Source organism: Pseudoclavibacter soli DSM 23366, from assembly GCF_000423505.1.
In the GTDB taxonomy this organism is placed as follows: Bacteria; Actinomycetota; Actinomycetes; order Actinomycetales; family Microbacteriaceae; genus Pseudoclavibacter_A; species Pseudoclavibacter_A soli.
On record NZ_AUIC01000003.1, the window covers coordinates 422,815 to 449,287 of the forward strand.

Sequence of the window (26,473 nt, forward strand, 5' to 3'; positions counted from 1 at the left end):
AGCGTCAGGCGCTCACTTGCTGGCGTTGCGGCGGCGCGAGGCCTCTTTCGCACGCTCGTTGGCATCGAGGCTGACCTTGCGGATGCGGATGGCCTCGGGAGTCACCTCAACGCACTCGTCTTCACGGGCGAACTCGAGGCACTCCTCGAGGGTGAGCTCGCGGCTCGGTGTCATCGATTCGAAGGTGTCGGCTGTGGCCGAGCGCATGTTCGTGAGCTTCTTCTCTTTGGTGATGTTCACGTCCATGTCTTCGGCACGTGAGTTCTCGCCAACGACCATGCCCTCGTAAACCTCTTCGGTGGGCTTGACGAAGAACGACATGCGCTCCTGCAGGTTGGTGATGGCGAACGGCGTCACCACACCGGCGCGGTCGGCCACGATCGAGCCGTTGGTGCGCGTGCTGATCTCACCAGCCCAGGGCTCGTAGCCTGCGGCCAGCGTGTTGGCGATGCCGGTGCCCTTGGTGTCGGTCAAAAACTGCGTGCGGAAACCGATCAGGCCGCGCGAGGGCACCACGAACTCCATGCGCACCCAGCCGGTGCCGTGGTTCGACATGCTCTCCATGCGCCCCTTGCGAGCGGCAAGCAGCTGGGTGACGGCGCCGAGATGCTCTTCAGGCACGTCGATGGTCAGCTGCTCGGTGGGCTCGTAGGTCTTGCCGTCGATCTCTTTGGTGACCACCTGTGGCTTGCCCACAGTGAGTTCGTAGCCTTCGCGACGCATCTCTTCGATGAGGATGGCCAGTGCCAGTTCACCGCGGCCCTGCACCTCCCAGGTATCGGGGCGATCGGTCGGCAGCACCTTGATCGAGACGTTACCGATGAGCTCGCGCTCCAAACGCTCTTTGACCAGACGCGCGGTGACCTTTGCGCCCTTGACGCGGCCGGCCAGCGGCGAGGTGTTGATGCCGACGGTCATCGAGATCGAGGGGTCGTCGACGGTGATCGGCGGCAGAGGGCGCGGATCTTCGGGGTCGGTCACGGTTTCGCCGATGGTGATGTCAGGGATGCCCGCGATAGCCACGATCTCACCGGGGCCAGCGCTCTCGCCGGGCACACGGGTGAGCGCCTTGGTCTTGAGGAGCTCAGTGATCTTGACGTTTTCCTGGGTGCCGTCAGTACGGATCAGCGCAACCTGCTGGCCCTTCTTGAGCGTGCCGCTGAAGATGCGCAGCAGCGCCAGACGACCGAGGAACGGCGAGGCGTCGAGGTTGGTGACATGAGCCTGCAGCGGTGCTGCGTCGTCGTAGGTGGGGGCCGGAACGTGCTTCATGATGGCCTCGAACAGCGGTTCGAGATCTTCGGAGTCGGGCAGCTCGCCGTCAGCGGGCTTGTTCCAGCTGGCGCGACCGGCGCGGCCGGATGCGTAGATGACTGGCACGTCGAGCAGTGCATCTTCGTCGAGATCGGGCACCTCATCGGCCAAGTCGCCAGCCAGGCCGAGCAGCAGGTCTTGGCTCTCTTCGACGACCTCGTCGATGCGCGCATCGGGGCGGTCGGTCTTGTTGACCAGCAGGATGACCGGCAGCTTTGCTGCCAGCGCCTTGCGCAGCACGAAACGGGTCTGGGGCAGCGGCCCCTCTGACGCGTCGACCAGCAGCACCACGCCGTCGACCATCGACAGGCCACGCTCGACCTCGCCGCCGAAGTCGGCGTGCCCGGGGGTGTCGATCACGTTGATGGTGATGTCTTTGCCCTCGCTTGCGGGGCCGTTGTAGAAGATCGTGGTGTTCTTCGCGAGAATGGTGATGCCCTTCTCGCGCTCCAGATCGTTGGAGTCCATCACGCGCTCCTCGACCTCGGCGTGCGAATCGAAGGAGTGCGTCTGCTTGAGCATGGCATCGACCAGTGTGGTCTTGCCGTGGTCGACGTGTGCCACGATTGCGACATTGCGAAGGTCATCGCGCGAAACTAGAGCCATCAGGTTCATCCTCAGAGTGTTCGTGCCAGCCGTGGCACATGCATGGATTCGGCGGCGGAACACCGTCGGGGCCGCTCGAGACAGATCGAGAGCCAATTCATTCTAGTTCAGATGGCTGCCCATGGCGAACAGATGGGGCATAATGCGCATGTTTCTCTGCCCCAGCGCGCGCACATGGGCGGGTAAGATGTGAGCAGATGTGCCGCCTGAAAGACGGGCGACCGATTCAAGGAGTCTTTGTATGACTGACCAGTCACAGCAGCCCGACCGCAACCTCGCGCTTGAGCTCGTGCGCGCCACTGAGGCGGCCGCGATCCGTGCGTCTGCATGGGTAGGCCGCGGGCAGAAGAACGAGGCCGACGGTGCCGCCGTCAACGCCATGCGCGCTTTCCTGCACACCGTGTCTTTCGATGGCGTGGTGGTGATCGGCGAGGGTGAGAAAGACCAAGCCCCGATGCTCTTCAACGGTGAGCATGTGGGCGACGGCACCGGCCCACAGGCCGATATCGCCGTCGATCCGATTGACGGCACCACGCAGACTGCCGCCGGGCGCCCCAACGCGGTGTCGGTCATCGCCGTGGCTGATCGCGGCAGCATGCTCGACGCCTCGAGCGTGTTCTACTCTGACAAAATCGCTGCCGGCCCCGAGGCCAAGGGCGTGCTGTCACTCGACCTCAGCGTCGCCGACAACCTTAAAGAGCTGGCCCGGGTCAAGAACAAGAAGATCGGCGACCTCACCGTCGTCGTGCTCGACCGCCCGCGCCATGCCGAATTGATCGACGAGATTCGCACCGCCGGCGCCAAGACCAACCTGATTCTCGACGGCGACGTGGTCGGCGGCATCCTTGCTGCGTCACCGCACTCTGACGCCGACCTGTTGCTCGGCCGCGGCGGCAGTCCCGAAGGCGTGATCACTGCTGCAGCGCTCAAGGCGCTCGACGGCTTCTTCGAGGGGCGTCTGGCTCCGAAAGACGACACTGAGCGCCAGCGCGCGATTGATGCCGGCCTGGGCGACAAGCTCGACCGCATTCTCTCGATCGATGACTTTGTGGCCAGTGACAACACCTACTTTGTGGGCACCGGCGTCACCGATGGCGTGCTGCTCAAGGGTGTCAAGGGGCCGCGCGAGGGTTACATTCGTACCCACTCGATCGTGCTGCGCTCGAAGTCGGGCACGATTCGCAACATCGAGGCCGAACACCGCGCCTCCAAGTGGTTCTGAGCCTTCGCAGCTCAGTCTGCTGACGCTTCTCGATCGACGAGCTCTGGTGCAGTGATCTGTGCCAGCGGCTCGTCGATTGGTTTTGCCTCGGCAATGATTTTGTCTGGCATCTGCGCCCCATCGAGGCGTCGTGCGGTGACGAATACCCGGCGCTCGAGGCTTGACGAGAAGGCGTTGTAGCTCTTGACAGTCGACTCGATGGATCGCCGCAGGCGCTCGTTGAGGTCGCTCAGGCGACTGAGCCTGGTATAGAGCTCGCGGCCCAGACTGAACAACTGCTGCGCATCTTCGGTGAGCACCTGCTGCTGCCATGAGAATGCGACCGTTTTGAGCACCGACCACAGCGTGACCGGGCTGGCGAGTGCGACGTTGCGCGAGAACGCGTAGTCGAGCAATGACGGGTCGGTCTCGAGTGCCGCTGAGAGCAACGACTCACTGGGGATGAACGCAACGACCAAGTCAGGGCTGTTGCCGAGAGCCTCCCAGTATTCGCGGCGCCCGAGCTCGTCGATATGCCCGCGAACGGCTTTGACGTGTTCACCGAGCAGTCGAGCGCGCCGCTCGGCTTCGGCTCCGGTGGCGGTCAGCGGAATCTGGCTGGCCTCAAGATAGGCGTTGAACGGCACCTTGGCGTCGACGGCCAGATACTTGTCGCCGGGCAGGTGCACCACCATGTCGACTCGGCCCTGCCTGCCCTCGTGTTCGACGGGCTGCTGCTCGGCGAAGTCGACCTGCCGCAGCAGACCAGCAGCCTCGACCACGCGACGCAGCTGCGTCTCACCCCACACGCCCCGCACACTGTTGGAACGCAGCGCCGAGGCCAACGACTCTGTGGTGGCCCGCAGTTGCTGCTCGCCATCGCGTGCGGATTTCATCTGCTCGGCCAGTGCCCCGTATTGCTGAGCCCGGTCACGTTCGAGGTCGCTGACCTTGCGCTGCAGCACCTGCAGAGTGTCAGAGACCGGTGCGAGCGCCTGCAGCACCTGCCCCTGCTCACGCAGCCTCAGCTGCTGCGCCTCAGCCTGTTGCCGTTGCCGTTCTGCCGCCTCGGTGGCACGAGTGCGCTCGGCAGCAACGGCCTCGCGTTCACGCTGCTGCCACTGCATGCGCTCAGCGGACAACTGCTGTTCGAGCCCCTCGACCCGAGAGCCCAGCTGCACCGCGGTGGCGCGTGCAGTGGCCTCTGCAACGCGCACCTCGGCGAGATCGCGCTGTGCCTGCTGCACATCGCCAAGCAGCTGCTGCACCTGCGCGGGCGCAAGCCCAGAGCCGTCGCCACGGCGGTCGCGCAGGCGCCAAGCCACTGCTGCGGAGATCGCGGCGAGCACGAGCCCGAGCAACAGGCCAAGGAGAAACCCAGAGAGCACATCGTTCATGCCGACAGTCTGACACCACCCACTGACACCGCAGCACATGCTCGCCCGCTTGCTAGCCTGTGTACGAAGAGAGGGCTGCCCCGTGATCGTTCCCATCGTGCTGGCTGTGATCGACCTCGGCTTGTTTCTGCGCGACCCTCGGCGCCTGAGCATCGGAGTGTTGTGGCTGCTCGCCGTGCTGCTGGCTGTACCGGCTGTCATCGCACTGCTGCCCGACCAGACCGAAGACGTCATGAGTCTGCGCGGCTGGGTGGTGCTCGGCGGCTTCGCGACCGCGCTGCTGCTCGTTCTGGCGCTCACCACTTACCTGCTGCTCAACGGAGTGACCATGCTGCGGCGAGAGCAGCGCACGGTAGCGAACCTCCTCTCGCTGCTGCTCGGCCTCGGCATGCTCGGGTACCTCGCGTTGTCGGTCACCGCTGTGCTGGCAGACTCGCCGCAGCTGCTCGCCTGGCTGCTGCTCGTACTGCCACCGCTGTTGTACGTGGCCGTGGGCTTCACCGCTTTTCTGCTGTATTCGCAGGTGTATCGGGCCGTGGCGAGGCGGCGATCCTTGCGTGCCCATGCCGTGATTGCGCTGGGAGCCGGGCTGATCGACGGCAAGGTGACCCCGTTGCTCGATGCGCGGCTGCGAGCAGCGCAGGATGTTCGCGAACGTTGCGAGCGCGCCACCGGCCGCGCGCCGGTGCTGGTGGTGTCTGGCGGGCAGGGCCCCGACGAACCGCACAGTGAAGCCCAGGCGATGGCCGAGCGTGTGCACGAGCTTGGCGTGCCCGACGATGCCGTGCTGCTCGAAGACCGATCGCGCAATACCGAGCAGAATCTGCGTTTCTCCCGCGAGGTGCTCGACGGATTCACCGAGCGCACCGGGCAGACGACGACTCCAGTCGCGGTGGCCACCAGCGACTATCACGCATTTCGAGGGGCACTGCTGCTGCGCAGGCTGGGCATCGCCGGCGACGCCGTAGGCGGCCGCACCGCCGGGTATTACCGGCCCAGCGCCGTGATGCGCGAATACCTCGCCGTGATGCGCGACCATCGACGCCTGAACGTGGTGATGATCTCGCTCAGCCTGCTGCCGCTGTTGGCTGGCATCGGGGTGTTGCTGATCGGTGTGGGTACGCTGTTGAGCGGAAACTGACCGGATCTGGCCACGTTCAGGCGATGACGCCTTCTGTCTCGAGCGAGTCTTTGGCCACGACAGTGTCGTAGAGCCCGTAATGGCGCAGCCCGGCATGTGAGGCGATGCCGGTGTAGCTCAGCGAGGCGTCTTCGTAGCGTCGGAAAGCGAAGATCGCCTGATTCAGATGCGCACTGTTGAACACGCCGAGCGCGACCAGCAGATCGAAGTCTGCGACCGTCAGACCGGTCACCGCTTCGAACAATTGCGGTTCGATCTTGGTGATCACGTCTTTCAAACTGTTCTCCCGGTAGTCAGTGAGGTACATGAATGCCGGGATGCGCGTGGCAAATTTGATGAGCTTCTCTTGGATCTGCTTGCGTTTGGAGCGCACTTCTTTCTCTTCTGCGCTCAGCTCTTTCTTCTCTTTCTTCGACGCCTCGTCGCTCTGTTTGCGCTTGCTCTCGCTCAATGCCTCGCTGCGGTTGACCACGGTCTCGAACACGTCGCTGCCAAGCGCGCGGAACCCCTCGATCTTCATGATCGCGTTCATCGCCGCGTCGTCTCTCATGATCTTGGCAAGCGTCAGGTTGTCGACGTTTACGAGAATCGCAGACTCCCACTTACGAGCCAGCAGCGTGGCCGAGGTACCCGACATCGCGATGTCTAAAATGCCGCCGGCATCCACCCGGGTCATATTCGAACCGTCGTAGGCAAGCACCGGCAGAAAGCGAACCAGATCAGCAACGGCACGCTCAGGGTTGTTTTCTTCTGGAGCGAGACCGATGCCGTAATCGCTCATCTGCCGCAGTGCCCTGGTCGGCGCGAAGTCGAATACGTAACAGGCCGGTTTGAGAATTTCGACGCGCTTCGGATCGTCGCCCTCCGGATTGCGGATGGTCCACGGTGACTGCACCCGGAACGCCGCCTGAAAGTACGTCTCGGGGGCCTGCAGATTGCGCAGCATGAGAATCGCCGACCACTGCGGCACGGTTACGCCTGTCGTCAGCTTGCCCACGGTGAGCGTGATGGTCTTGGTCTCGAGACCGTTGCCGATGGCTTGGCGAACGGGTGGCAGCGCGTCGAGGCCGACGCCGATGCCCGGCGCCGAGACATTGACCACGGTGTAGTCGTGCCAGAACACGTTCTGCCGTTCGGCCAGCAGGTTCTGCATCGCGGCACACGAGTTGCGCCGCGGCAGCAGCCACAGCGAGTGTTGCAGGTAGGGCAGCAGGCGCACATCAGAGTACGGAAACGGCGGTCTCGACCCGCGTTTGAGGTCGGCGGCCTGGGTCGGCGCATACTGACCACGGATGATATCGAGCCACTTCTGCACGTCGTCTTTGTGCACGAATTCGGCGTCGTCACCTTCGCCGGTCGCCTCGAAGAAGGCGTTCAGGTCGAACTCGTCGAACTCGCCCTGATTGGCGACGTTGATCAGCTCATCGGGCATTTGATAAGTCAGCAGCCGCATCTCAGGCAATGAGGCGTAGGGGTTGTCATCGTGTGGATGTCGCACCGCGAACTCTGCCTTCGCGCGTTGCTCGTCGGTGTACGTCCAGTTGAAGATCTGCTCCTCGATGAAACGTCCGGTGGCGAGCGCCTTGAACGGCGTGCCCGAGAGGTAGAGATAGGCGCGCGTAGCGATCGGCACGAAGGTGTCTTCGTCGTGACCGTGCTCTTCGAGCTCGTCGGCGAAGGTCGCGTGGTCGCGGGTGAACTCCTGTGCCTCAGCGCGGCGACGATCGACGTCGCTTTCGCCTTCGAACAGCTCTTTGGCCGTGTCGCGCCATGCGCCGAAGTGGTACTCATCGAAGATCACGAGATCCCACATCTCGTCATGCAACCACTCATGCCGGGCCTTGAAGTTGCCCGCAGCATCGCGCCCCAGCAAATCTTGGAACGACCCGAAATACACCAGCGGCACACGCGGGTCCGCCTGCCGGGGATCACCGCCGGTGGCGCGCGAGTAGTACTGCCAGCCGTCGAAGTCGGTGTGCGAGGCGAGGTCGTTGCCCCACGCATCTTCGACCGCGGGCTTGAAAGTGACCACGAGAATACGCTTAGCCCCCATGCGACGGGCCAGCTGATAAGCGGTGAACGTCTTGCCGAAGCGCATCTTCGCATTCCACAAGAACTCGGGCACGGCATCCTCATCCTGATCCCAGACCGACTCGAAGTAGTCGAGCGTCTTGCTGACCGCGGCCCGTTGTTCATCACGCATGCGGAACGTGGCATGATGCGTGCCTGAGAAGGTTTGATCGGCACGCAGTTCGGCGATGGCGGTGCGCACGTCATCGGCGGTACAACGCATCCACTCCCGGCTCGATTCGAACACAACGTTCTCGAAACCTTTGTCGATCAGCCGCTGTCGCACCTCGGTATCGGTGAACACCCGCCCGTCTTCACGCACCGCAGACTCATCTACTTCAAGCACGTAGTTCACGCGTGCCTGCCCCTGCGACTCGATGATGCGCGTATTCACCTCTCGAGTGGTCTGCCCGACTTTCAGGCACCCGCGCCAGCGCTCGGCGACCTCAGGTGATGACCACGCGTATATGTGTGGATGCACACTCGGCTTGGCTGGCAACAGCACGGCATCAGCCGCATCGGTGGTGTGCCCGAGCGAGTGTTCGGGCGAGTGCGCGGCCGCTGTCTGGTCAGTCATTCTCGACCTCCATCGGGCGGATCATGCTTTCGATGAAGGCAATCTCGTCATCCGTCAGGCTGTATTTGGCGTAGAGGTCGGCGTCGGTCCACGGGCGCGAGAAGTCTTGGGTGGGGACAAACGTATATACGCTTTGAGGCGCGTGCTGGGTAATCTTCCGTAGAGACACCAGAAACCGGAAGAACTTCGTGCAGTAGTAGGATCGGGCATTTCGTGTTTCATCTACACTTTGGAATGGCCCAATTGTGAGGTATGTCAAAGTGGCCAATGACGGTGGAGCAGCAACTATTGGCTTTCCCAAGACAATGTCAGGAACTTTTTGCCCTCCGTCAGATGCCGCTTCAGGCACGAGAAGTTTCCAGGCATCGATGAGCTGCTGATTCTTCGTGGCGGCGGCTCTATCTGCCCATGCGCGATCGCGCTTACCATCAAGATTGAAATACAGCTGCACGTCACCGGCTGCTGGAGTGCGCCTATAGTCGGTGAATTTAGATCCAAGAACGGGACCAAAAGGATCTCGCGATGACACTTTGCCTTTAAAAGAAGACTCACCATGACTGGCCACCTTGCGCAGGATCTGCACAGCACGAGGCTCTCGGATGTATACGTCGAACTCGTTAAGCTGCCTCATCATCGATGGGGAAGCCTCATGATCACGCACTGACTTGACTTGCACACCTCCGTGATGCGAAGAATTCCATAGAAAGTAACAGATCCCCCCTTTGACGTCGACCCCGGTGAACACCTCTTTTGACACGGGATAGTCGACTAGCACTTGAAGCTGCCGAGAGTTGAGCATCCAGTCGCGAAAACGCCCCAGATTGCCTGTCTCCTTGCCTCCGGCCATCCACCGTGCAGGAATGACCATGATTAGGAACTTCGGCTCAAGTTCGACTGCTTGCTCGACGAAGCGGTCGTAAATCGCCCCAACATTCTGTCCTGCGTCGTCTTTCGAAAGCTGATACGGCGGGTTACCGATGATCACGTCGAATTGCATGTCTGCTCCAAAATGCTCGGCCAGTTGAACTTCGATGTCATCGCTGTGGATGAAGTCATAGGCGTGGGTTTCGCGAACGTCTCCGCGTGCATACGCTGCCTCGGATGCGCCACAGAATCGGCAACGTCCGGTGCCTTCCAGCTCAATGCGCTGGTCATCCCCCGTCAGCGGGTGTGCACGACGCTCGGTTTTGCGCTGCACCCAGTCGTGCTCGGTGCGTTCGAACCAGATGTTGCCCCATTCACGATCGAAACCGTGGGCGATCGAATGCGGCCCGGTCGCATTCTTCGAGCAGTACACGCTGCGCCGAGCAAGCAATGCCGTCAGCTGCGTGATGCCAATGCCGAACACCTGTTTGGTGAGCACGTGATCGACACGCTGCTGCAGATCCGGGATCTGCTCGACCAGGCCATCCACCAGACGTTTCGTGATCTGGCGCAGAAACACCCCCGACTTTGTGCATGGGTCGAGGAAGGTGACCTCAGGGTTGGCCCAGATGCTCGCGCCGCCATGGTCGGCTGCCCAAGCCTCGGCGAGCGTGTCGAGCATCTCGTCGGCGAACTCGGGCGGAGTGAACACCTCGTCATTCGAGAGGTTCGCAATGCAGGTGAGTACGTCGGGATTGTGCCCCGCGAGCGCGAACGCCGCCTTCTCCCCCATGATGTCTGTCCCCTTTATTTGTCGGCGTGGCTGATGTTGGTGGCGCTGCTGGCAGGTGTGGCCAGGTCGGCGATGTCGCTGACCTTCAGCACTGGCCAGGTGCGTTCGGGCGCAAACAGGGCATCGTCGTCGAAGACGTCGAAGAGCGTTCCTGCCGACAGCGATCGCTGAGTGAGCTCGCGGTAGGCGAAGTCGCGCCGCTGGAATCTGCCGCGCCCGAGATACGCCCACTCGGGCAGCACGAGAGGGTGACCGTTGGCATCTGTCATGGCCAGCGCATCCCCTTGCACGATGTTGACCTCGAGCACTGCCCGAGCCGCGCGCGCGAGTTCGTCGTCAGTGCTGAGGTGCAGCGCAGTGGCGAAGACCTGCAGCAGATTCGTGCGGCATTCGGCGACGTTGTCAGGCAGAAGCTCGATGCCGTAGAGACACATGAGCCCCAGCAGAGAGGCCTGACTGCGCTCGAATTGGCTGCGAGGATGCGTGCGGCGCACGGCCGACAACCGTCGCTCAAGCACTTCGACGAGAAAGTTGCCCGACCCGCAGGCCGGCTCGAGAAAGCGCGAGTCGACGCGCTCAGCCTCGTCGCCGACGAGGTCGACCATGTCGCTCACCAACCACTTAGGTGTGAACACCTCACCGTGATCGGCCACGCGCTTGCGGGTGCGCACGAGACGCTCAGGTTCGGCTGCCTGATCGTCTGCCTGTCCGCGTTTCACACGGACAGGGTATTAGTACACGGTCACGCTGAGCTGGCGGCGCGCCGGGTATTAGTACACTGGCGCACGCTGCGGGTCGCGGCGAATCTGGTGGAATGGCCCGTGTTCCGTCTGCTGCTGCCCGTGCGATCGGCGAGAGAATCCGGTCTCGCCGGGCAAGCCTGCAGTGGACCCAAGACGACTTGAGCGAGCACAGCGGCATCGATGCAGCGAATATTCGGTCGTATGAGAACGGCAATGCGCTGATGAGTCTGTTCTCACTCGTGCGCATCGCTGAAGCACTGGACGCGAAGCCCGGCGACCTGCTCGACGGCGTGACGGTCGATATGTTTCCCTCCACGCGAGTGCAGGCTGAGCTGCCTGCCGACGCTCCGCGCCGAGGCGCGGCACGCGGGTAACCTGTTCGTGCTGCAGATCGCCGGCTGGCAATACCATGGCCTGGCGACCACCGAACACCTCGAGGAGCCACATGCACGCTGCCACTGACGACACGATGGGCAACGGGGCGAGCGATCGGGCATCCACCGGCTGGCCAGGCACTGCTGAGGAGCTGATGCGCTCGCGGTTCGAGGCGTTTCGGGCGGGCGATCGCGAGTGGCTGTTGGCCAGCTGGCACCCGTCGACTCGGCCGGCAACGCTTGAGCTCGACAACCGCCTGCGCTGGCGCGGCCTGCAGATCGTTGACGTGGTTGACGGCGGCCCAGACAACGACACGGGTGTGGTCGAGTTTCGCGCGACGTACATGGTGGATGGCGAGCGCGGCACCCAGCATGAGCGGTCGCGATTCGTACGCGAGGGTGGTCGTTGGCTCTACCTCGACGGGGATGTGCGCGAGTAGGTGTGAACTGTGCGCGCTGGTGGCGGCGCCGCATGAGGCCAGTCCGCAATGCCGCGCAGGTGCACCCCGTGCGAACTGGCGCCGACGCTGCAGCGCAGTGGCGACCTGCACCACGTCGAAGTGCGCTCGGCGCGCGCTGGTAGCAGATGATGAGAGCGTGTCAGTGGGTGCTGCAAGAATTCGGGTATGGACTTCTTCGGCCGACTCGACGCACACCTGACCGCTCTTCGCGGCCTGGTCGGCGACGTCGCGAGCGCCGAACAGCTGCCTGCGGTGGTCGCCGGGCTGCCCGACGATGCCGTGCTGCAGCTGCTCGATGCCTCAGCCGGGCTGGCCTCAGCAGCCGAGCGGCTGCGAGTGTTGGCGGCCGGTGTGGTGTCGGGGCGCTCCCGCAGAGAATACGGGCAACAGGGGCTCGCGCAGTCTACGGGGCATCGCGATCCGGTGTCACTGGTGCAGCACCTGACCGGCAGCACGCGCGTCGAGGCGCTGCGCCAGGTGCGGGTGGGTGCGTCGCTGTACTCCGGAGTGCAGCCACCGCAGGGTGATGGCGAACCCGCGGGCGCAGCCACAGAGAGCGAGCCACCTCCGGAACCCCCTGAGCATCAGCCCTGGCACGCCGTGCTCTCGGCGGCTCTGCTGGCGGGCAGGCTCTCGGCTGCTCAGCACGATGCCATTCGTCGAGGGCTCGGCGACCCTCCAGAGCAAGCAGATCTCGTTGATGCCTGGCAGACCGCGGCCAGCGACCTTGCCGATCAGGCGCCAGACTGCACTGTCGAAGAGTTGCGGCGCATGGCGCGATTCTGCCGTGACGCCCTCGACCCAGTCGGCGCGCAGGCACGGTTCGACGCGCGATTCGCACAGCGCTCGTTCCGCATGTGGGTCGACGAGCATGGGCAACACCATGGCCGCTTCGTGTTCGATGACGATGCTGCCAATGTGGTGCGCACAATTCTCGATGCGGCGCTGCGCCCACGCACCGGTGGTGTTCGTGCAGTTTCCGACGAAGAGCGCCGCCGCGATCGCCAGCTCGTCGACGACCCGCGCACTAACCAGCAGCTCGCCCACGACCTGATGATCGACCTAATCGGCTCGGGCATGCACGCCGATGTCAAAACAGTGTTCGGCGTGCGCACCGCCGGAGTTCGCACTGTGCACGTGCGCCGCGCCGCGCATGACGAGCACGTGGCAGGTGGCCTCAAGGCACAGGGGGTCGGCCCAGCACAGTCACAGGCACAGGTGCCAACGCCAGCACCACCAGGAACAGCACCCGCACCCGGTCTGGCTTACACCGAAGACCGCATGCAGGTGGTACCGCCCAGCGTTGCCGCACGTCAGCATTGCACCTCAGGAGAAGTCAACGTCGGTTTCGATGAGCGCGGCACCCCGCTCAACGTGGGTCGCACCAAGCGCCTGTTCACCCCACAGCAGCGCATCGCTCTGGCCGTGCGCGACGGAGGCTGCCGCTGGCCCTCGTGTGATCGGCCTGCGTCTTTCTGCGAGGCACATCACATCGACCCATGGAACGCCGGAGGACGCACCGACATAGACCGAGGGGTGTTGCTCTGCCGATTCCACCATCTGCAGCTGCACAACAATGGCTGGGCGATCACCAGGCAAGCACAGGGTCCGTTTATATTGCATGCCCCCGACAACAGCCAGCAAGAGATGCCTGCTCCGTTGGTCTCGAAATATGCCTTTGAGGGCATACAACGGCTTCCTCGACGATTCACTAGGGCCGGCCAGGCTGATGACGACGGCCCAGATCGATTAAGCGCGTGACCTTTCCCCCGGCAATGGCGATGCACAGCGCTCACAGTGGCATTCCAGGCGCCAGAGAGTCACAGTAGGTGACGCGCGACTGGGCGCGGTGGACGCGTGGCTGTCAAAAGTGCAAGACGTGAAGATTCCAAGGGCACAAGAGCACAAGCCTTCTACGCCCTTCCTGTCAAACGACACCGCGTTACCGCGCATCAACGCACCAACGTTGCAGTCCCAGCGCCCCAACGACACCACGACACCGCGACATGAAGTCACGACGTCAAGACGGTACGACGGTACCTCATACCCTCCCTGGGCATCAGCGCAGCGCTCACGGAGAAGCCGCACCTGCTCGCCCGAGCCGCAGCACACCCGCAACGAGTAGCCCCGCAACGAGTGCCCAGAACGCCGCACCTATGCCTAGCAGCGTGACCCCACTCGCGGCGACCAGCACGGCGATCACCGCGGGTGTCTGCCATCCTGCGTCGCCCAACGCAGCGCGCAGCGCACCGCCAAACGCGCCGAGCAGTGCCAGCCCAGCGACTGCCTCAATCAAGCCTGGCGGCGCAATAGCGATCAGCGAGGTCAGCGCCGTAGCCGTGGCTGCAAGCACTAAATAGCTGGCACCGCACGCTACTGCGGCGATCCAGCGCCTATCTCGCCGCGGCCCGGCATCTGGTCCGGCGGCGAGCGCTGCAGAGATTGCCGCCAGGTTCACGGCATGCCCGCCGGCCGGTGCCGCAAGCACCGTCCCCACGCCGGTTGCCAGCATTGTCTCGCGCCACGGCACCTCATACCCATGCGCGCGCATCACGGCCACCCCGGGCACGTTCTGCGACGCCATCGTGACCAGATACAGCGGCAGCGCGATGCCCACCAGCGCGGCCAATGAAAACTGGGGCGCCACGACATCCATCGTCGGCCAGACCTGCTCGAGATCTCTGCCCGAGAGCACCGGGTCGATAGCCATGATCACCAACCCGACCACGAACGCGACCGGTACCGCCCACTTGGGCGCAAGACGCAGCAGCACCAGCCAGACGACGATTACCGGCAAGACCGCGAGCAGCTGAGCGATCAGCGAATTGACTGGCTGCAGGCAGAGCGGCAACAGCACTCCCGCGAGCATGGCCTGTGCCAGCGCCGGTGGGATGCGCGAGATCAGCCGCGCCAGCCCACCCCAGAGTCCAGTGAGCACGATGAGTAGCCCCAGCGAGATGAATGCGCCGATGGCTGCCGACCATCCACCCGCCAGCCCTGCGCTGCCAGCCAGCAGCGCGGCACTTCAGACACACCATGCTCAGGCGCGGCACTTCAATCGCGGGGCTCAGACACGGCAGCTGCTGCCTGCGCAGCTGCTGGCAGTGCCGACACAATGCGATCAACCACGTCGGCGTCATGTGCCGCAGACACGAACCACGACTCGAACGCTGACGGCGGCGCGGCCACTCCCCCGTCGAGCAGAGCATGGAAGAACGCCGGATACCGCCAGGTCTGCGACGCCTTGACCTGCGCATAATCGGTCAGCGGCCCGTCGAATTCACCAAACGCCACAGAGAACAACGATCCAGAATGCTGAATGCGATGCGCGACGCCGGCCGCGTCAAGCGCTTCGCTGATCGCGTCACGCACGGCAATGCTCGCGGCGTCGACCTTGGCGTAGACCTCGGCATCGGCCAGCTGCAGTGTGGTGAGCCCGCCGGCAACCGCCAGCGGATTGCCCGAGAGCGTTCCGGCTTGGTAGACGGGGCCGGTGGGCGCCAGCAGGTCGAGCAGCTCAGCGCGCCCGCCCAGCGCAGCGATCGGCAGGCCGCCGCCGATGACCTTGCCAAAGGTGATCAGGTCGGGCACGTATGGATGCTCGACCCCGCCGTTCTCATATCCCCAATACCCTGCCTCGGTCACCCGGAAACCCGTCAACACCTCGTCATAGATGACCAGTGCACCGTGGGCGTGAGCGATCTCGATGAGCCCTGCATTGAACCCCGGCAACGGCGGCACCACGCCCATGTTCGATGGCGAAGATTCGACGATGACACCGGCAATCTGCTCACCGCGAGCGGCGAACAGCTCACGCACCGCGTCGAGGTCGTTGTACGGCAGCACGATGGTCAGCGCACTGATGGCCTCGGGCACCCCCGCTGAAGCGGGCAGACCAAAGGTGGCCAGCCCTGAGCCGGCCTCAGCCAGCAGAGAATCTGAGTGACCGTGATAGAGCCCCGAGAACTTCACGATCACGTCGCGACCGGTGGCGCCTCGAGCCAAGCGGATCGCCGTCATCGTTGCCTCGGTGCCAGTTGACACGAAACGCACCTTCTCGACCGGGTGCACGCCAGCGCGAGCCACGCGATTGATCACGGTACTCGCCAGCTCGGCCTCGCCCGCAGTGGGCGCACCAAACGACAGGCCACGCGCGGCTGCACGCTGCACAGCCTCGACCACCGCAGGATGCGCATGCCCCAGCAGCGCCGGCCCCCACGAGCCGACGAGGTCGACGTACTCAGTGCCCTCCACGTCGGTCACGGTGGCGCCCTGGGCGCTCGCGATGAACTTCGGGGTGCCGCCGACCGAGCCGAACGCCCGCACCGGTGAGTCGACGCCGCCGGGAATCACCCGGCGAGACTGCTCAAACAGCTCGTCATTTGTGTGCCGGCCAGCGCCCGCCGTACCTGTGTTCTCCGTGCTCATCTGTTCCGTCGCTCTCTATGAAATCTCGTAGTTCGTCTCAGAGCCCGAACGTGCCCTCGCGCAAACGCCCGGCCACCTCAATCGCCCAGTAGGTCAGCACTGCCTCGGCCCCGGCTCGCCGGATGCCGATCAGCGACTCGTCAATCACCCGAGTGCGGTCGAGCCACCCGTTGGCTGCAGCCGCCTCGATGGCAGCGTACTCGCCCGAGACCTGATACGCCCACACCGGAACGGGGCTGACCTTGGCCACCTCGCTCAACACATCGAGGAATGACGCCGCAGGCTTGACCATCACGACATCTGCACCCTCCTGAATATCGAGCAGCGCCTCACGCACACCCTCGCGACCGTTCGCCGGATCTTGCTGATACGTGCGGCGATCACCCTTCAGCTGCGAGTCGACTGCCTCGCGGAATGGCCCGTAGAACCCAGACGCATACTTTGCGGCATACGCCAGCAGCGACACGTGCTGATACCCGGCGGCATCGAGAGTGTCGCGCAGGTAGCCGATCTGGCCATCCATCATGCCACTCGGCGCGAGCATGTGCGCGCCTGCCTCGGCCTGTGCAAGGGCCATGGCCCCGTAGCGCACCAGCGTCTCGTCGTTGTCGACCCGCCCATCGGCGTCGAGCACGCCGCAGTGGCCGTGATCGGTGAACTCGTCGAGGCACAGGTCAGTCTGAATCACCAGCGCGTCGCCCACTTCGCTCACGAGCGCGCGCACTGCCTGTTGCACGATGCCGTCGGGGGCGTCGGCCTGCGAGCCACACGCGTCGAGGTGCTCGGGGATGCCGAACAGGTTGATGCCGCCGACTCCCGCCTCTGCGGCCTCGACGGCGATGCGCCGCAGTGAGTCGATCGTGTGCTGCTGCTGCCCCGGCATGGCTGCGATCGGCACCGCCTCGGTGATTCCTTCGCGCACGAACAGCGGCAGGATGAGCTGTGCGGGTTCGAGTCGCGTCTCACGCACCAGCCGACGCATCGCGGGTGTCTCGCGCAGACGTCGCGGGCGAATGCGCGGATAGGCGGCAAGCTGCGCCTGCCCGGCGGTGCTGTTGTTCTGCTGGTTGTTCACTTCGTGCATCTTCTCACTCACATTCTTCTTCGGGGGTGCGCATTCAACGTATTCAGATGTTCAGAGCCGGCCATGAGCCGACGGGGCTTTCGAGATGGTCGTGGCTGCCCCGGTTCGCGCGTGGGTGCCGGTCAGCCGCTGCAGCGCGTCGAGCAGCCCGTCGAGGCTCGAATGCTCGGCGGTGGCCGCCACATCGAGACCGAGGGCCTGCGCGTCAGCCGTGGTCTGTGCCCCGATCGACACCAGCAGTGTCTGTCTGCTCGCGGCGCCGAATTGGATGGCGACCTGCTGGGCCACAGTGCCACTCGTGACGAGCACGGCGTCGACCGCGCCACGGCGCACGTCTTCGAGCGCTTCTTGCTCAAGAGCCACACCGACCGGCCGATATGCGGTCACGGTGTCGACGACCCAGCCGGCGTCGCTCAAGCTGTCGCGCAGCGTGGCGTGCGCAAGCGCAGACGCCGGAAGCAGCGCTCGCGCGCCCGCCGCCGGGGCACGCCCGATGAGCGCAGCCAACCCGTGCGCGTTCTGCGCGTCGAGTGCGGGCAGCAGGTCGACGCTGATCCCCACTTCTTGCAGCGCCTGTGCGGTGGCGGCGCCGACTGCTGCGACGCGCGTGACATCGGGCACCAAAACACCATGCCGCCCAAGCACTGCCGCAGCGTTCTGACTTGTGACGGCCAGCAGCTGGTAGCTGCCGGCAGCCAGTTCGTCGAGCCGGCGTTGCAGTGCCCGTTCGTCGAGCGGCGGTGCCATCGTGATCAGCGGCGCGATCACCGGCTCGGCACCGCGGGCACGCAGCATGGCCGCCACGCGCTGCCCCCACGCGCCACCGCGCGGCACCAACACCCGACGACCGGTCAGCGGTTGCCCTTCGGCCTGCTGGCCGTGCGCGTCAGCGTGCACATCACCTGGCTCGGCACGGTCACCGGTGGGCTGTGCAGCAGCACATGGATGCCCCACGCTCACCTCGTCGCTCTCTGCCCCGTTGCCGCGCTGAGTGGTCACTGCTCGCGCCGCCCCTCTGCCGCGGCGATGATGCGATCGGCACCACCGTCGATGAGATGCTGGGCGATTTCAGAACCGGCCGCCGCTGCCCACGCATGCAGCTGCGCCGCGACTTCAGGGGCCTTGGTCTCGGGGGTCGAGACCTCGGCTGCAGAAACAGCCCCCTGTGTCACAGTGACATCGTTGTGCACGGCACCGCCCGGTGTGGCACCGCTCTGGGCGCTGCCAGCGCGTGCGTCAGATGTGCCAGGTGCAACTCGACTGTTGCGGTCACCAGCCGACCACAGCGCGGCTGGCGGGGTCAGGCGGCGGCTGAGCCGCACATCCTTCGTGAAGTCATCGTCGTCGTAGACCACGGCCTCGAGCAGCACCTGTGGCTCGGAGTGAACCGCATCGGAAATCACTCGCGCGTGCACGCCGACCGGTGCGGCGCATCCGGCGCCGAGCCCGGCCAAAACCGCCCGCTCGAGGTCTGCCGTCATGCGGGTGGGCGCGTGATCGAGCACCAGAGCCAGATGGCGGTCGCCCCGGCGGGTCTCGACGGCCAGCGCACCTTGCGCGGGCGCCACAATCCACTGGTCGATCGGCAGATACTCGGCGACCACGGCCCCAGTCTCGAGGCGGTCGAGGCCCGCAGCCGCCAGAATCACCCCGTCGAGATCGTCGTCGAGGCGGCGAAGGCGCGTGTCGATATTGCCGCGAATGTCAACCACCTCGATATCGGGGCGCTGTCGGCGCAGCTGCGCCTGGCGCCTGGTCGACCCAGTGCCCACGCGGGCACCCGCCGGTAGATCGGCCAGCCGGCGGGCCTCACGGGAGACCAATACGTCGCGAGCATCGGCGCGCAGTGGCACGGCGGCGATCTCGAGCTGTTCTGGCTCTGCCGTGGGCAGGTCTTTGAACGAGTGCACCACGAGGTCGTACTCACCGGCCACCAGGCCCTCACGCAGCGCGGTGGCGAACACGCCCACCCCGCCGATCTGCGAGAGCGAGGCGCGGTTCACGTCGCCATGGGTGACCACACGAACGAGCTCGACTGGTCGCCCGGTAGCTGCGGTCAGCGCGTCGGCCACCTGCTGCGACTGCGCGACGGCCAGGCGCGAGCCACGAGTTCCCAGACGAAGTGGCGCGGTCTGTTCAGTCATCAATCTCTCCTGTGTGTCTGCGCCGCCGTCGCGACGTCGTCGTTCAGCAGCTTGCGCACCGTATCGTAGGCCTGCGGCATCACCGAGGCCAGCCCGGTGCCCGAACGCCACGACCCCACCACTGCCAAACCGCTGCCCGGCGCAGTGAGCACGTCGATGGCGCGATCAGTCTGCGGCGACTCGCGGTATGGCTGCGCATTGCGCCACACATGCACAGCAGTGCCGACCACGGCGTCGTCGGCGAAGTCGACACCGGTGATCACCCGTGCATCGGCAACCGCTTGGCGCCGAAGCTGTTCGTCGCTCAATTCGCTCGGTGCACCGGCATGCCCGTAGCTCAGCCGCAGCAGATGGCGCCCAGGGTGCCCGCTGGCCGCAGCCTGGGCGGCCCAGCGCCACTTCGCGCTGGCGTGTGTCATCGCCTTGGCCACCACATCGGGAGCATCTGGAGCGATCAGAATACCCGTGCCGCGCGGCAGCTCGTCGAGCGCCGGGGCGTCGACCACCAGCGTGACCAGCGTGACCGTCGCCGGAGCCGGCCACGTCACCTCACCGAGCTCGGGAGCCAGCCCGGCCAGCAGCGGCAGCGCCGCCTCGGCCTCGGTGGCGACCACGAGCGAGCGTGTCTCGAACGCCTCGCCATCGGTTTCGACCGCATAGCGCACGCCGTCGGCCGACTGCGGCACCTGCTCGGCAGACAGCGCATGGATGCTGCGCACCGGGTTGGCTGTGATCACTCGCCCACCAGCCGCCTCAATGCGCTCCTTCAGGCGACGTACCAACACGTGCATGCCGCCCTTGAGGCTGCGCACCGCCGAGCCGGGGGCGGCCTGCGAGCGCAGATGATGCACCGCAGCAGCGAGCGACCCGGTGCGCAACAGCTGGTCGCGCAGGCCGGGGGCCACCGCATCCACCTGAATTGTGTAGGGGTCAGCCGAGTAGACGCCACCGGCGACCGGCGTCACCAGCCGCTCGACCACCGTGCGACCCATGCGCTGTTCGACGAGATCGCCGAGCGACGCGGCGTCGGCGCCCACCTCTGCGGGCAGATCGCGGTCACGCTGCGCGCGAGCCAGCCCGGGCGCATCGAGCACTCGCAGCAGATCGGCCGCATCGAGGTCGCCGGGAATGCCGAGCAGGCCGGTTGCCGGCAGTGGTTCGGCGCGGAAACTGCCGACTGCCTGATTGCTGCCTGGCACACTGTTCAGCTCGCTCGCTGCGTCACGGAAGCCGACCCAAGCCCCAGCGGGGTTCGGCTCGACCACGGCATCGCTCAACCCCAGCTGTTCGAGCATCTTGGCCACACGACCACCGCGCGTGGCGAATGACTCGGTGCCCGCATCGAGCTCGAGCCCGGCGAGTACGTGCTCAGAGACCGGCCCTCCGAGCACATCGCGAGCTTCGAGCAGAGTGACCTCACGGCCGGCCTCGGCTGCCTGCCAGGCTGCGACCAGCCCGGCCACCCCACCGCCGATGACAATCAGGTCGTTCACCGCGCCACCTCCGGCCAGCTGTGCACCCGCTCAACGATCGCCGTGAGCACGGTCGGATCGGTCTGCGGCGGCACCCCGTGGCCGAGGTTGAACACATGGCCGGGCGCTGCCGCTCCTTGGCGCAGCACCTCGTCGACGGCGGGCTGCCAGACCTCGGCGGGTGCGGCGAGCACCGCGGGGTCGAGGTTGCCCTGCACTGGCACGTCACCACCGAGCAGCTCGATTGCGTCGGACAACTCGGTGCGATAGTCGACCCCGACCGCATCTGCCCCGGCGTCGCGCAGATCGCCGAGCAGCTCGGGGCCGGCAAGGCCGAAATGGATGCGCGGCACATGCTGGCCGATCGAGTCACGCAGGTCGGCGACCGCCTCGAGCACCCGGGCCGAAGCCGGACGCACGCGCTCACGGTAGACGCTGGGGCTCAATGATCCCACCCAAGAGTCGAACAGCTGCACAGCCGATGCCCCACCGAGCACCTGGGCGCGCAGGAACGCTGCCGAATAGTCGGCGATGCGAGTGACCAGCGCCTGCCACACCTCGGGTTGGGCCAGCATCATGGTGCGCGCGGCGAGATGGTCTTTTGAGGGCCCGCCCTCGACGAGATACGCCGCCAGGGTGAACGGCGCACCGGCAAAGCCGATCAGCGGCGTGGCCCCCAGCTGCTCGACGACCAGCCGTGCTGTCTCGGTGATCGGCGCCAGATGGTCGGCGGTGAGCTCGGGCAGCGCTTCGACGTCGGCCAAGGTGCGCACCGGGTGGGGAAACACCGGCCCGCGCCCGGGCACGATGTCGACCTCGACACCGGCCAGACGCAGCGGAATCACGATGTCAGAGAAGAAGATCGCCGCGTCGACCCCGTGACGGCGCACCGGCTGCAGGGTGATCTCAGCCGCCAGCTCGGGGTTGAGGCACGAGTCGAGCATGCTGACCCCTTCGCGCACCTGCCGATACTCGGGCAGTGAACGCCCGGCCTGTCGCATGAACCACACCGGCACATGATCGTGTGATTGGCCGCGGAGAGCTCGAATGAGAGCCGATTCTGCAGTGTTCGAGGAGTTCAGGGGATGTGCGGCGCCGAGGGTCATAGCCCCCATTCTCGCAAACATCAGACGATTTCTTAAACATCAGACCATCGCGTACAATTTCCACGTGCTGTTGTGCGTCTCGTCAAGCCATAAAACCGCCTCGTTCCCCGTCTTGGAGCGGCTGGCGAGCGCTGGTGATGCCTCCTCAGTGTTTACCGCTCGCTCTGAGTTCTTTGACGGCGCGGTCGTCGTCGCCACGTGCAACCGGTTTGAGGCCTACCTCGATGTCGACCAGCCCGAGCGCACCGACCCGCGCCTGGCCATCGAGGCCGCGTGGCGCGCGCTGAGCGCACACACCGGCCTGCCCTACGAGACGCTCCGTGAGAACTCCGAGGTGCGGCTCGAAGACGATGTGGTCGAGCACCTGTTCTCCGTCTCCAGCGGCCTCGAGTCACTCGTGGTCGGCGAGACCGAAATCTCGGGCCAGGTGGCCGACGCCCTGCTGCGCGCACGCTCGGCGGGCACCACCACCGCCGTGCTCGAACGCCTCTTTCAGAACGCCGCCAAAACCTCACGCGAGGTCAAAAACGGCACCGATCTCGTGCATGCCGGCCGCAGCCTCGTGCGCCTGGCCCTTGATATGTGCGACACCCGCATCGCCGACTGGTCGGCTCTGCGCGTACTGCTGATCGGCACCGGACAATACGCCCGGGTCACCGTCGCGGCGCTGCGCGATCACGGGGTGCGCGACATCGCGGTGCACTCGGCATCGGGTCGAGCCAAAGCGTTCGCCGCCCACCGTGAGGTGCGCGCGGTCGACCCGGCACAGCTCGACACCGAGATCGCCTCGGCCGACGTGATCGTCACCTGCACCACTGCACCACACACTGTGCTCGACAAAGCCGAGCTGCAGCACGCGCGCAGCCGAGCCGTCGAGGCGACCACCGCATCCACCGGCCCTGCGCCGTGCCCGCAGCTGCCCGCACGGCAGTTAATCATCGACCTCGGTATGCCTCGCAATGTGGCGCTCGACGTGAGCGAGCTGCCCGATGTCGACCTGCTCGATCTCGAGACCATCAAGCTGCACGCTCCGCTCGAGCAGCTGGCCAGCGCAGACAACGCCCGGGCTGTGGTCGAAGCCGCCACCACCAGTTTTCATCAGCAGCGCAACCAGCAGCGAGTCGGGCGAGCGCTCGGCGAGCTCAAACAGCGCTTCTTCGCGGCACTCGACGAGGAGATCTCCCGCTCGACCGCTCACGAGCCGAGTCACGCGAACACCGAGAAGGCTCTACGTCATTTGGTCGGTGTGCTGCTCAATGAGCCGATGCAGCAGGCGCGCGCCATGGCCGCCGAAGATCGCCAGGGCGAGTTCGTCGACGCACTGTCGGCCATCTACGGCATCGAGGTGCCAGAAGACGATCTGACCGCCGGCTGCGGCCGCTGCCCGATCGCGCACCAACTCGAGACCCGTCGCGATGACTCAGCCGGCGAGGGCCACCCGCTGCGCGACGCCAGCTGAGCTCCGCCGCGCTCGACACGTCGCCCGACACGCAGCCCGACGCGCCGAGCAGTGCGCAGCTGCAGACTCAGTTCGCGGCACCCACGACAGGATTCGTCAGGTCGCCAATGCCCGCGACGCTCACGGTGACCGAGTCACCAGGCACAATGGGGCGCACGCCAGCCGGGGTGCCGGTGATGATCACGTCGCCTGGCAGCAGCGTGAACGCCTGCGTGATGTACTCAATGAGATAGGGCACGTCGAAGATAAAGTCGCGCGTGTTGCCGCGCTGCGCCGCCTCGCCATTGATCGTCGAACTGACCCAAGTGTCGGCTAAGTCGAGTTCGGTCTCAATGACCGGGCCCAGCGGACAGAACGTATCGAAGCCCTTGGCGCGAGCCCATTGTCCGTCGGCCTTCTGCAGGGTGCGCGAGCTGACATCGTTGGCGACGGTGTAGCCGAAGACCACATCGGCCCAGTCGGCACGTGCCACGTTCTTGGCCACCCGGCTGATCACAATGGCGAGCTCAGCCTCGGGTTCGACGGTGCCGGCGATCTCAGGAATGACGATCTCGTCACCGGGGCCGATCACCGAGGTGTTGGGTTTGAAGAACAACAGCGGATGGTCGGGTACGGCATTGCCCTTCTCAGCCGCGTGCGCGGCGTAGTTGCGCCCCACTGCGATGACCTTCGAACGCGGGATGACCGGTGCCAGCAGTCGCACCTCGGCGCGCGGGACCCGCTCGCCGGTGGTTTCATATCCCAGGAACAGCGGATCGCCGTGCAGCACGACGTAGTCATCGCCGTCGAGAATGCCGTATTTGGGGTCGTCAGTGCCGTGGATGAATCGTGCGATCTGCATATGCGCCTCTCTGTGATCGACAGCGGCGGCAGATGCATGTGCACCTGCCGCCGCTGATCGGGGGTTGATCTCAGGCCAGTTGGGTCAGCCAGCCGCGGGTGTCAGCGGCTCGGCCGAACTGGATGTCGGTGAGCGCCTTGCGCAGCGCAGTGGTGACCTCTCCGCCGGTGTTGCGCGCGGCCGGGATATTCACGGTGCGCCCCTTGAGCGCAGCCAGCGGGTTGATCACTGCAGCCGTGCCACAGGCGAAGATCTCGGTGAAGGTGCCGTCGGCGACGCGCTCGCGCCACTCGTCGAGCGATACTGCACGCTCTTCGACCTTCATGCCGAAGTCTTCGGCGGCGATCGTCAGCAGCGACTCACGCGTGACGCCGTGCAGAATCGAGCCGGTGAGCTTCGGCGTGACGAGCACGTTGTCGTCGGTGATGAACATGATGTTCATGCCGCCGAGCTCGTCGACGTTGGAATGGGTCTCGGTGTCGAGGAAGAGCACCTGCGCGCAGCCGTTGGCGTGCGCCTCGTTCTCGGGCTCGAGGCTGGCGGCATAGTTGCCGCCGCACTTTGCCTCACCAGTGCCGCCCAGCGAGGTGCGTGCGTAGTCTTCAGACAGCCAGATGTCGACGGGCTTGACGCCATCGGCGAAGTACGGGCCGGCCGGCGAGGCAATCAGCACGTACTTGACCTCTTGTGCACTGCGCACGCCGAGGAACTGCTCAGTCGCGAACATGAACGGACGCAGGTAGAGGCTCTTCTCGCCCTCGGGGTCGGGCACCCAGTCGCGGTCGGTCGAACCGAGCTGCTTGAGCGATTCGACGAACAGCTCAACCGGCAGCTGCGGCAGAGCGAGGCGCTCGGCCGACTTCTGGAAGCGCGCCGCATTGCGCTCAGGACGGAACGTCCAGATGGTGCCGTCAGCGTGACGGTAGCCTTTGAGCCCCTCGAAGATCTCTTGGGCGTAGTGCAGCACCGAGGCGCCGGGGGCGATGGCCAGCGGGCCGTAGGGCAGCACCTGTGCGTCGTGCCAGCCATTGGCAACGTCATAGTCGATGGTCACCATGTGGTCGCTGAAGTGCACGCCGAAGCCAGGGTCGCGCAGAATCTGCTCGCGTGCAGCAGGGTCGGTCGGGTGAGGGTTCTGGGTCTTCGTGAATGTCAGGGCATTCGCCGTCTCAGTCATGGTGTCTTTCTTCAGTCGTTCATGGTGCACGCGTCAGCGATCGTTCGGGGTAGAGACCGAGCACGCGAAAAGGTGCGATTGTGTCGCAGCCGACGGCGATATGCCGCCTCACTCAGGATACTCCGCTCACGCCGCGTGCGGCAGAGGCTCAGGCCTCGAGTCGCGCGATGATCGCATCGCCCACCTGAGCAGTGGTGCGTGCGGCCCCGTCTCGTGCGGCCACATCGTCGCGCACCGCCTGGTGCACCTGATCGGCAGCCTCGGTGTGACCGAGCGTGCGCAGCAACAGTGCGACCGACAACACGGCGGCCGTGGGATCGGCCACCCCCTGCCCCGCGATATCAGGAGCCGAGCCGTGAATGGGCTCGAACATGCTGGGCGCCGTGCGATCAGGATTGATGTTGCCCGAAGCAGCCAGCCCGATGCCGCCGGTGATCGCCGCGGCCAGATCAGTCAGGATGTCGCCGAACAGGTTGTCGGTGACGATCACGTCGAAGCGCTGCGGGTCGGTGACGAAGAAGATGGTCGCTGCATCGACGTGCAGGTAGTCGTGGGTGACCGTGGGAAAATCTGCGGCGACCTCGTCGACCAGCCGCTGCCACATGCCGCCGGCGTTGACCAGCACGTTCTTCTTGTGCACCAGGGTGACGTGGCGGCGCTCCCGCGTGGCCGCCAGTTCGAAGGCATAACGAATCAGGCGTTTGGCGCCGAAGGCCGTGTTCACCGAGACTTCAGTGGCCACCTCATGATCGGTGCCGACGCGCAGCGCACCGCCATTGCCGGTGTAGAGCCCCTCGGTGCCTTCACGAACCACCACAAAGTCGATGGCCCCGGGGGCTGCCAGCGGGGAGGCGACGCCGGGCAGCAGCTCCACCGGGCGCAGGTTGACGTAATGGTCAAAAGCGAAGCGCAGTTTCAGCAGCAGGCCGCGCTCGAGCAGGCCGGCCGGCACCGCACGTGGATCACCCACCGCGCCCAGCAGCAGTGCATCGTGTGTGCGCAGCTGAGCGAGCGTCTCATCAGAGAGAATCTCGCCCGTGCGCTGGTATCGCCGAGCCCCGAGGTCGTATTCGGTTGCCTCAACCTCGATCTGGTGCTGCGCAGCGATCACGTCGAGCACCCGTCGGGCTTGGTCGATCACCTCGGGTCCGATTCCGTCACCATCGATGACTCCGAGATTGATGCGTGCGGTCATGGAACTTCCTCCTGCAGCGAGATCAC

Annotated in this window: 21 protein-coding genes; 6 read left to right on the forward strand and 15 right to left on the reverse strand. The window is 65.2% G+C overall.

The genetic code is table 11. The annotated features are described in order from the left end of the window. Positions 1-12 precede the first annotated feature (12 nt). Complete coding sequence (gene typA / locus G557_RS0101980; protein ID WP_028244753.1) at positions 13-1,920, reverse strand: translational GTPase TypA; 1,908 nt, start codon at positions 1,918-1,920, stop codon at positions 13-15. A gap of 241 nt (positions 1,921-2,161) precedes the next feature. On the opposite strand from typA, the gene glpX reads away from it, so the two are divergent. Beyond that, complete coding sequence (gene glpX, locus G557_RS0101985; RefSeq protein ID WP_028244754.1) at positions 2,162-3,142, forward strand: class II fructose-bisphosphatase; 981 nt, start codon at positions 2,162-2,164, stop codon at positions 3,140-3,142. An 11-nt stretch (positions 3,143-3,153) separates the two neighbouring features. Here glpX and G557_RS0101990 read toward each other — a convergent pair whose 3' ends face one another. After that, complete coding sequence (locus G557_RS0101990; RefSeq protein WP_028244755.1) at positions 3,154-4,518, reverse strand: DNA recombination protein RmuC; 1,365 nt, start codon at positions 4,516-4,518, stop codon at positions 3,154-3,156. Positions 4,519-4,600: 82 nt separating this feature from the next. On the opposite strand from G557_RS0101990, the gene G557_RS0101995 reads away from it, so the two are divergent. Then, positions 4,601-5,659 carry a YdcF family protein gene (locus tag G557_RS0101995; RefSeq protein ID WP_051224118.1) on the forward strand — a complete coding sequence of 353 codons (1,059 nt, stop codon included), beginning with the start codon at positions 4,601-4,603 and terminating at the stop codon, positions 5,657-5,659. A 16-nt stretch (positions 5,660-5,675) separates the two neighbouring features. On the opposite strand, the gene G557_RS0102000 is transcribed toward G557_RS0101995, so the two are convergent. The 3 genes from G557_RS0102000 to G557_RS0102010 are packed head-to-tail and all read right to left on the reverse strand — an operon-like array spanning position 5,676 to position 10,682. After that, positions 5,676-8,306, reverse strand: a complete 2,631-nt coding sequence (locus G557_RS0102000) for a restriction endonuclease (RefSeq protein ID WP_245542746.1) — start codon at positions 8,304-8,306, stop codon at positions 5,676-5,678. Beyond that, positions 8,299-9,963 carry an Eco57I restriction-modification methylase domain-containing protein gene (locus G557_RS0102005; RefSeq protein WP_028244758.1) on the reverse strand — a complete coding sequence of 555 codons (1,665 nt, stop codon included), beginning with the start codon at positions 9,961-9,963 and terminating at the stop codon, positions 8,299-8,301. The genes G557_RS0102000 and G557_RS0102005 overlap by 8 nt, the downstream gene beginning before the upstream one ends. 14 nt (positions 9,964-9,977) lie before the next feature. Continuing rightward, complete coding sequence (locus G557_RS0102010) at positions 9,978-10,682, reverse strand: N-6 DNA methylase (protein ID WP_051224122.1); 705 nt, start codon at positions 10,680-10,682, stop codon at positions 9,978-9,980. A gap of 95 nt (positions 10,683-10,777) precedes the next feature. Here G557_RS0102010 and G557_RS11070 point away from each other — a divergent pair, with 95 nt between their 5' ends. The 3 genes from G557_RS11070 to G557_RS11080 all read left to right on the forward strand — a co-directional run bounded on the left by G557_RS11070 (position 10,778) and on the right by G557_RS11080 (position 13,302). Continuing rightward, the gene (locus G557_RS11070) at positions 10,778-11,080 is read left to right on the forward strand and encodes a helix-turn-helix domain-containing protein (protein WP_036960299.1); all 303 of its coding nucleotides are present in this window, start codon (positions 10,778-10,780) and stop codon (positions 11,078-11,080) included. A gap of 71 nt (positions 11,081-11,151) precedes the next feature. Further along, positions 11,152-11,520 carry a YchJ family protein gene (locus tag G557_RS11075; protein ID WP_028244760.1) on the forward strand — a complete coding sequence of 123 codons (369 nt, stop codon included), beginning with the start codon at positions 11,152-11,154 and terminating at the stop codon, positions 11,518-11,520. 186 nt (positions 11,521-11,706) lie between these two features. After that, the gene (locus tag G557_RS11080) at positions 11,707-13,302 is read left to right on the forward strand and encodes an HNH endonuclease signature motif containing protein (protein WP_051224125.1); all 1,596 of its coding nucleotides are present in this window, start codon (positions 11,707-11,709) and stop codon (positions 13,300-13,302) included. 310 nt (positions 13,303-13,612) lie between these two features. On the opposite strand, the gene G557_RS11085 is transcribed toward G557_RS11080, so the two are convergent. From G557_RS11085 to hemE, 7 genes are read right to left on the reverse strand one after another with little or no spacing between them, the layout of a single operon-like run. Then, complete coding sequence (locus G557_RS11085; protein WP_084626915.1) at positions 13,613-14,557, reverse strand: benzoate/H(+) symporter BenE family transporter; 945 nt, start codon at positions 14,555-14,557, stop codon at positions 13,613-13,615. Positions 14,558-14,595: 38 nt separating this feature from the next. Continuing rightward, positions 14,596-15,969 (reverse strand): glutamate-1-semialdehyde 2,1-aminomutase, encoded by a 1,374-nt coding sequence (gene hemL / locus G557_RS0102035; RefSeq protein ID WP_051224129.1) that lies wholly within the window; start codon positions 15,967-15,969, stop codon positions 14,596-14,598. A gap of 37 nt (positions 15,970-16,006) precedes the next feature. Further along, the gene (gene hemB / locus G557_RS0102040; protein WP_281167707.1) at positions 16,007-17,065 is read right to left on the reverse strand and encodes a porphobilinogen synthase; all 1,059 of its coding nucleotides are present in this window, start codon (positions 17,063-17,065) and stop codon (positions 16,007-16,009) included. Positions 17,066-17,104: 39 nt separating this feature from the next. After that, complete coding sequence (locus G557_RS11090; protein WP_051224133.1) at positions 17,105-18,052, reverse strand: uroporphyrinogen-III synthase; 948 nt, start codon at positions 18,050-18,052, stop codon at positions 17,105-17,107. After that, complete coding sequence (gene hemC / locus G557_RS11095; RefSeq protein ID WP_051224137.1) at positions 18,049-19,197, reverse strand: hydroxymethylbilane synthase; 1,149 nt, start codon at positions 19,195-19,197, stop codon at positions 18,049-18,051. Before hemC ends, G557_RS11090 begins: the two co-directional genes overlap by 4 nt. Next, complete coding sequence (locus G557_RS11100; RefSeq protein ID WP_051224140.1) at positions 19,197-20,690, reverse strand: protoporphyrinogen/coproporphyrinogen oxidase; 1,494 nt, start codon at positions 20,688-20,690, stop codon at positions 19,197-19,199. Before G557_RS11100 ends, hemC begins: the two co-directional genes overlap by 1 nt. Continuing rightward, the gene (hemE, locus tag G557_RS0102060) at positions 20,687-21,775 is read right to left on the reverse strand and encodes a uroporphyrinogen decarboxylase (RefSeq protein ID WP_051224144.1); all 1,089 of its coding nucleotides are present in this window, start codon (positions 21,773-21,775) and stop codon (positions 20,687-20,689) included. Before hemE ends, G557_RS11100 begins: the two co-directional genes overlap by 4 nt. Positions 21,776-21,839: 64 nt before the next feature. Here hemE and G557_RS11105 point away from each other — a divergent pair, with 64 nt between their 5' ends. Further along, entirely contained in the window at positions 21,840-23,234 is a 1,395-nt protein-coding gene (locus G557_RS11105) for a glutamyl-tRNA reductase (protein WP_084626916.1), read from the forward strand. A 67-nt stretch (positions 23,235-23,301) separates the two neighbouring features. Here G557_RS11105 and G557_RS0102070 read toward each other — a convergent pair whose 3' ends face one another. The 3 genes from G557_RS0102070 to G557_RS0102080 all read right to left on the reverse strand — a co-directional run bounded on the left by G557_RS0102070 (position 23,302) and on the right by G557_RS0102080 (position 26,447). Next, positions 23,302-24,075 (reverse strand): fumarylacetoacetate hydrolase family protein, encoded by a 774-nt coding sequence (locus G557_RS0102070; protein WP_028244764.1) that lies wholly within the window; start codon positions 24,073-24,075, stop codon positions 23,302-23,304. Positions 24,076-24,145: 70 nt separating this feature from the next. Further along, positions 24,146-25,252: a branched-chain amino acid aminotransferase gene (locus G557_RS0102075; protein WP_036960305.1), complete on the reverse strand. Its 1,107-nt coding sequence runs from the start codon at positions 25,250-25,252 to the stop codon at positions 24,146-24,148. 148 nt (positions 25,253-25,400) lie between these two features. Further along, positions 25,401-26,447, reverse strand: coding sequence for a 3-isopropylmalate dehydrogenase (locus G557_RS0102080; RefSeq protein WP_028244766.1), 1,047 nt, complete (start codon positions 26,445-26,447; stop codon positions 25,401-25,403). Between the last annotated feature and the right edge of the window lie 26 nt (positions 26,448-26,473).

Bases quoted from the DNA above. Each gene is read 5' to 3' on its own strand.
- G557_RS0102005 (WP_028244758.1), bottom strand. From the start codon at position 9,963: ATGGGGGAGAAGGCGGCGTTCGCGCTCGCGGGGCACAATCCCGACGTA.
- G557_RS0102000 (WP_245542746.1), bottom strand. From the start codon at position 8,306: ATGACTGACCAGACAGCGGCCGCGCACTCGCCCGAACACTCGCTCGGG.
- G557_RS0102080 (WP_028244766.1), bottom strand. From the start codon at position 26,447: ATGACCGCACGCATCAATCTCGGAGTCATCGATGGTGACGGAATCGGA.
- hemC (WP_051224137.1), bottom strand. From the start codon at position 19,197: ATGACTGAACAGACCGCGCCACTTCGTCTGGGAACTCGTGGCTCGCGC.
- G557_RS0102075 (WP_036960305.1), bottom strand. From the start codon at position 25,252: ATGACTGAGACGGCGAATGCCCTGACATTCACGAAGACCCAGAACCCT.
- typA (WP_028244753.1), bottom strand. From the start codon at position 1,920: ATGGCTCTAGTTTCGCGCGATGACCTTCGCAATGTCGCAATCGTGGCA.
- G557_RS11070 (WP_036960299.1), top strand. From the start codon at position 10,778: ATGGCCCGTGTTCCGTCTGCTGCTGCCCGTGCGATCGGCGAGAGAATC.
- hemE (WP_051224144.1), bottom strand. From the start codon at position 21,775: ATGACCCTCGGCGCCGCACATCCCCTGAACTCCTCGAACACTGCAGAA.
- G557_RS0101990 (WP_028244755.1), bottom strand. From the start codon at position 4,518: ATGAACGATGTGCTCTCTGGGTTTCTCCTTGGCCTGTTGCTCGGGCTC.
- glpX (WP_028244754.1), top strand. From the start codon at position 2,162: ATGACTGACCAGTCACAGCAGCCCGACCGCAACCTCGCGCTTGAGCTC.
- hemL (WP_051224129.1), bottom strand. From the start codon at position 15,969: ATGAGCACGGAGAACACAGGTACGGCGGGCGCTGGCCGGCACACAAAT.
- G557_RS11080 (WP_051224125.1), top strand. From the start codon at position 11,707: ATGGACTTCTTCGGCCGACTCGACGCACACCTGACCGCTCTTCGCGGC.
- G557_RS0102070 (WP_028244764.1), bottom strand. From the start codon at position 24,075: ATGCAGATCGCACGATTCATCCACGGCACTGACGACCCCAAATACGGC.
- G557_RS11075 (WP_028244760.1), top strand. From the start codon at position 11,152: ATGCACGCTGCCACTGACGACACGATGGGCAACGGGGCGAGCGATCGG.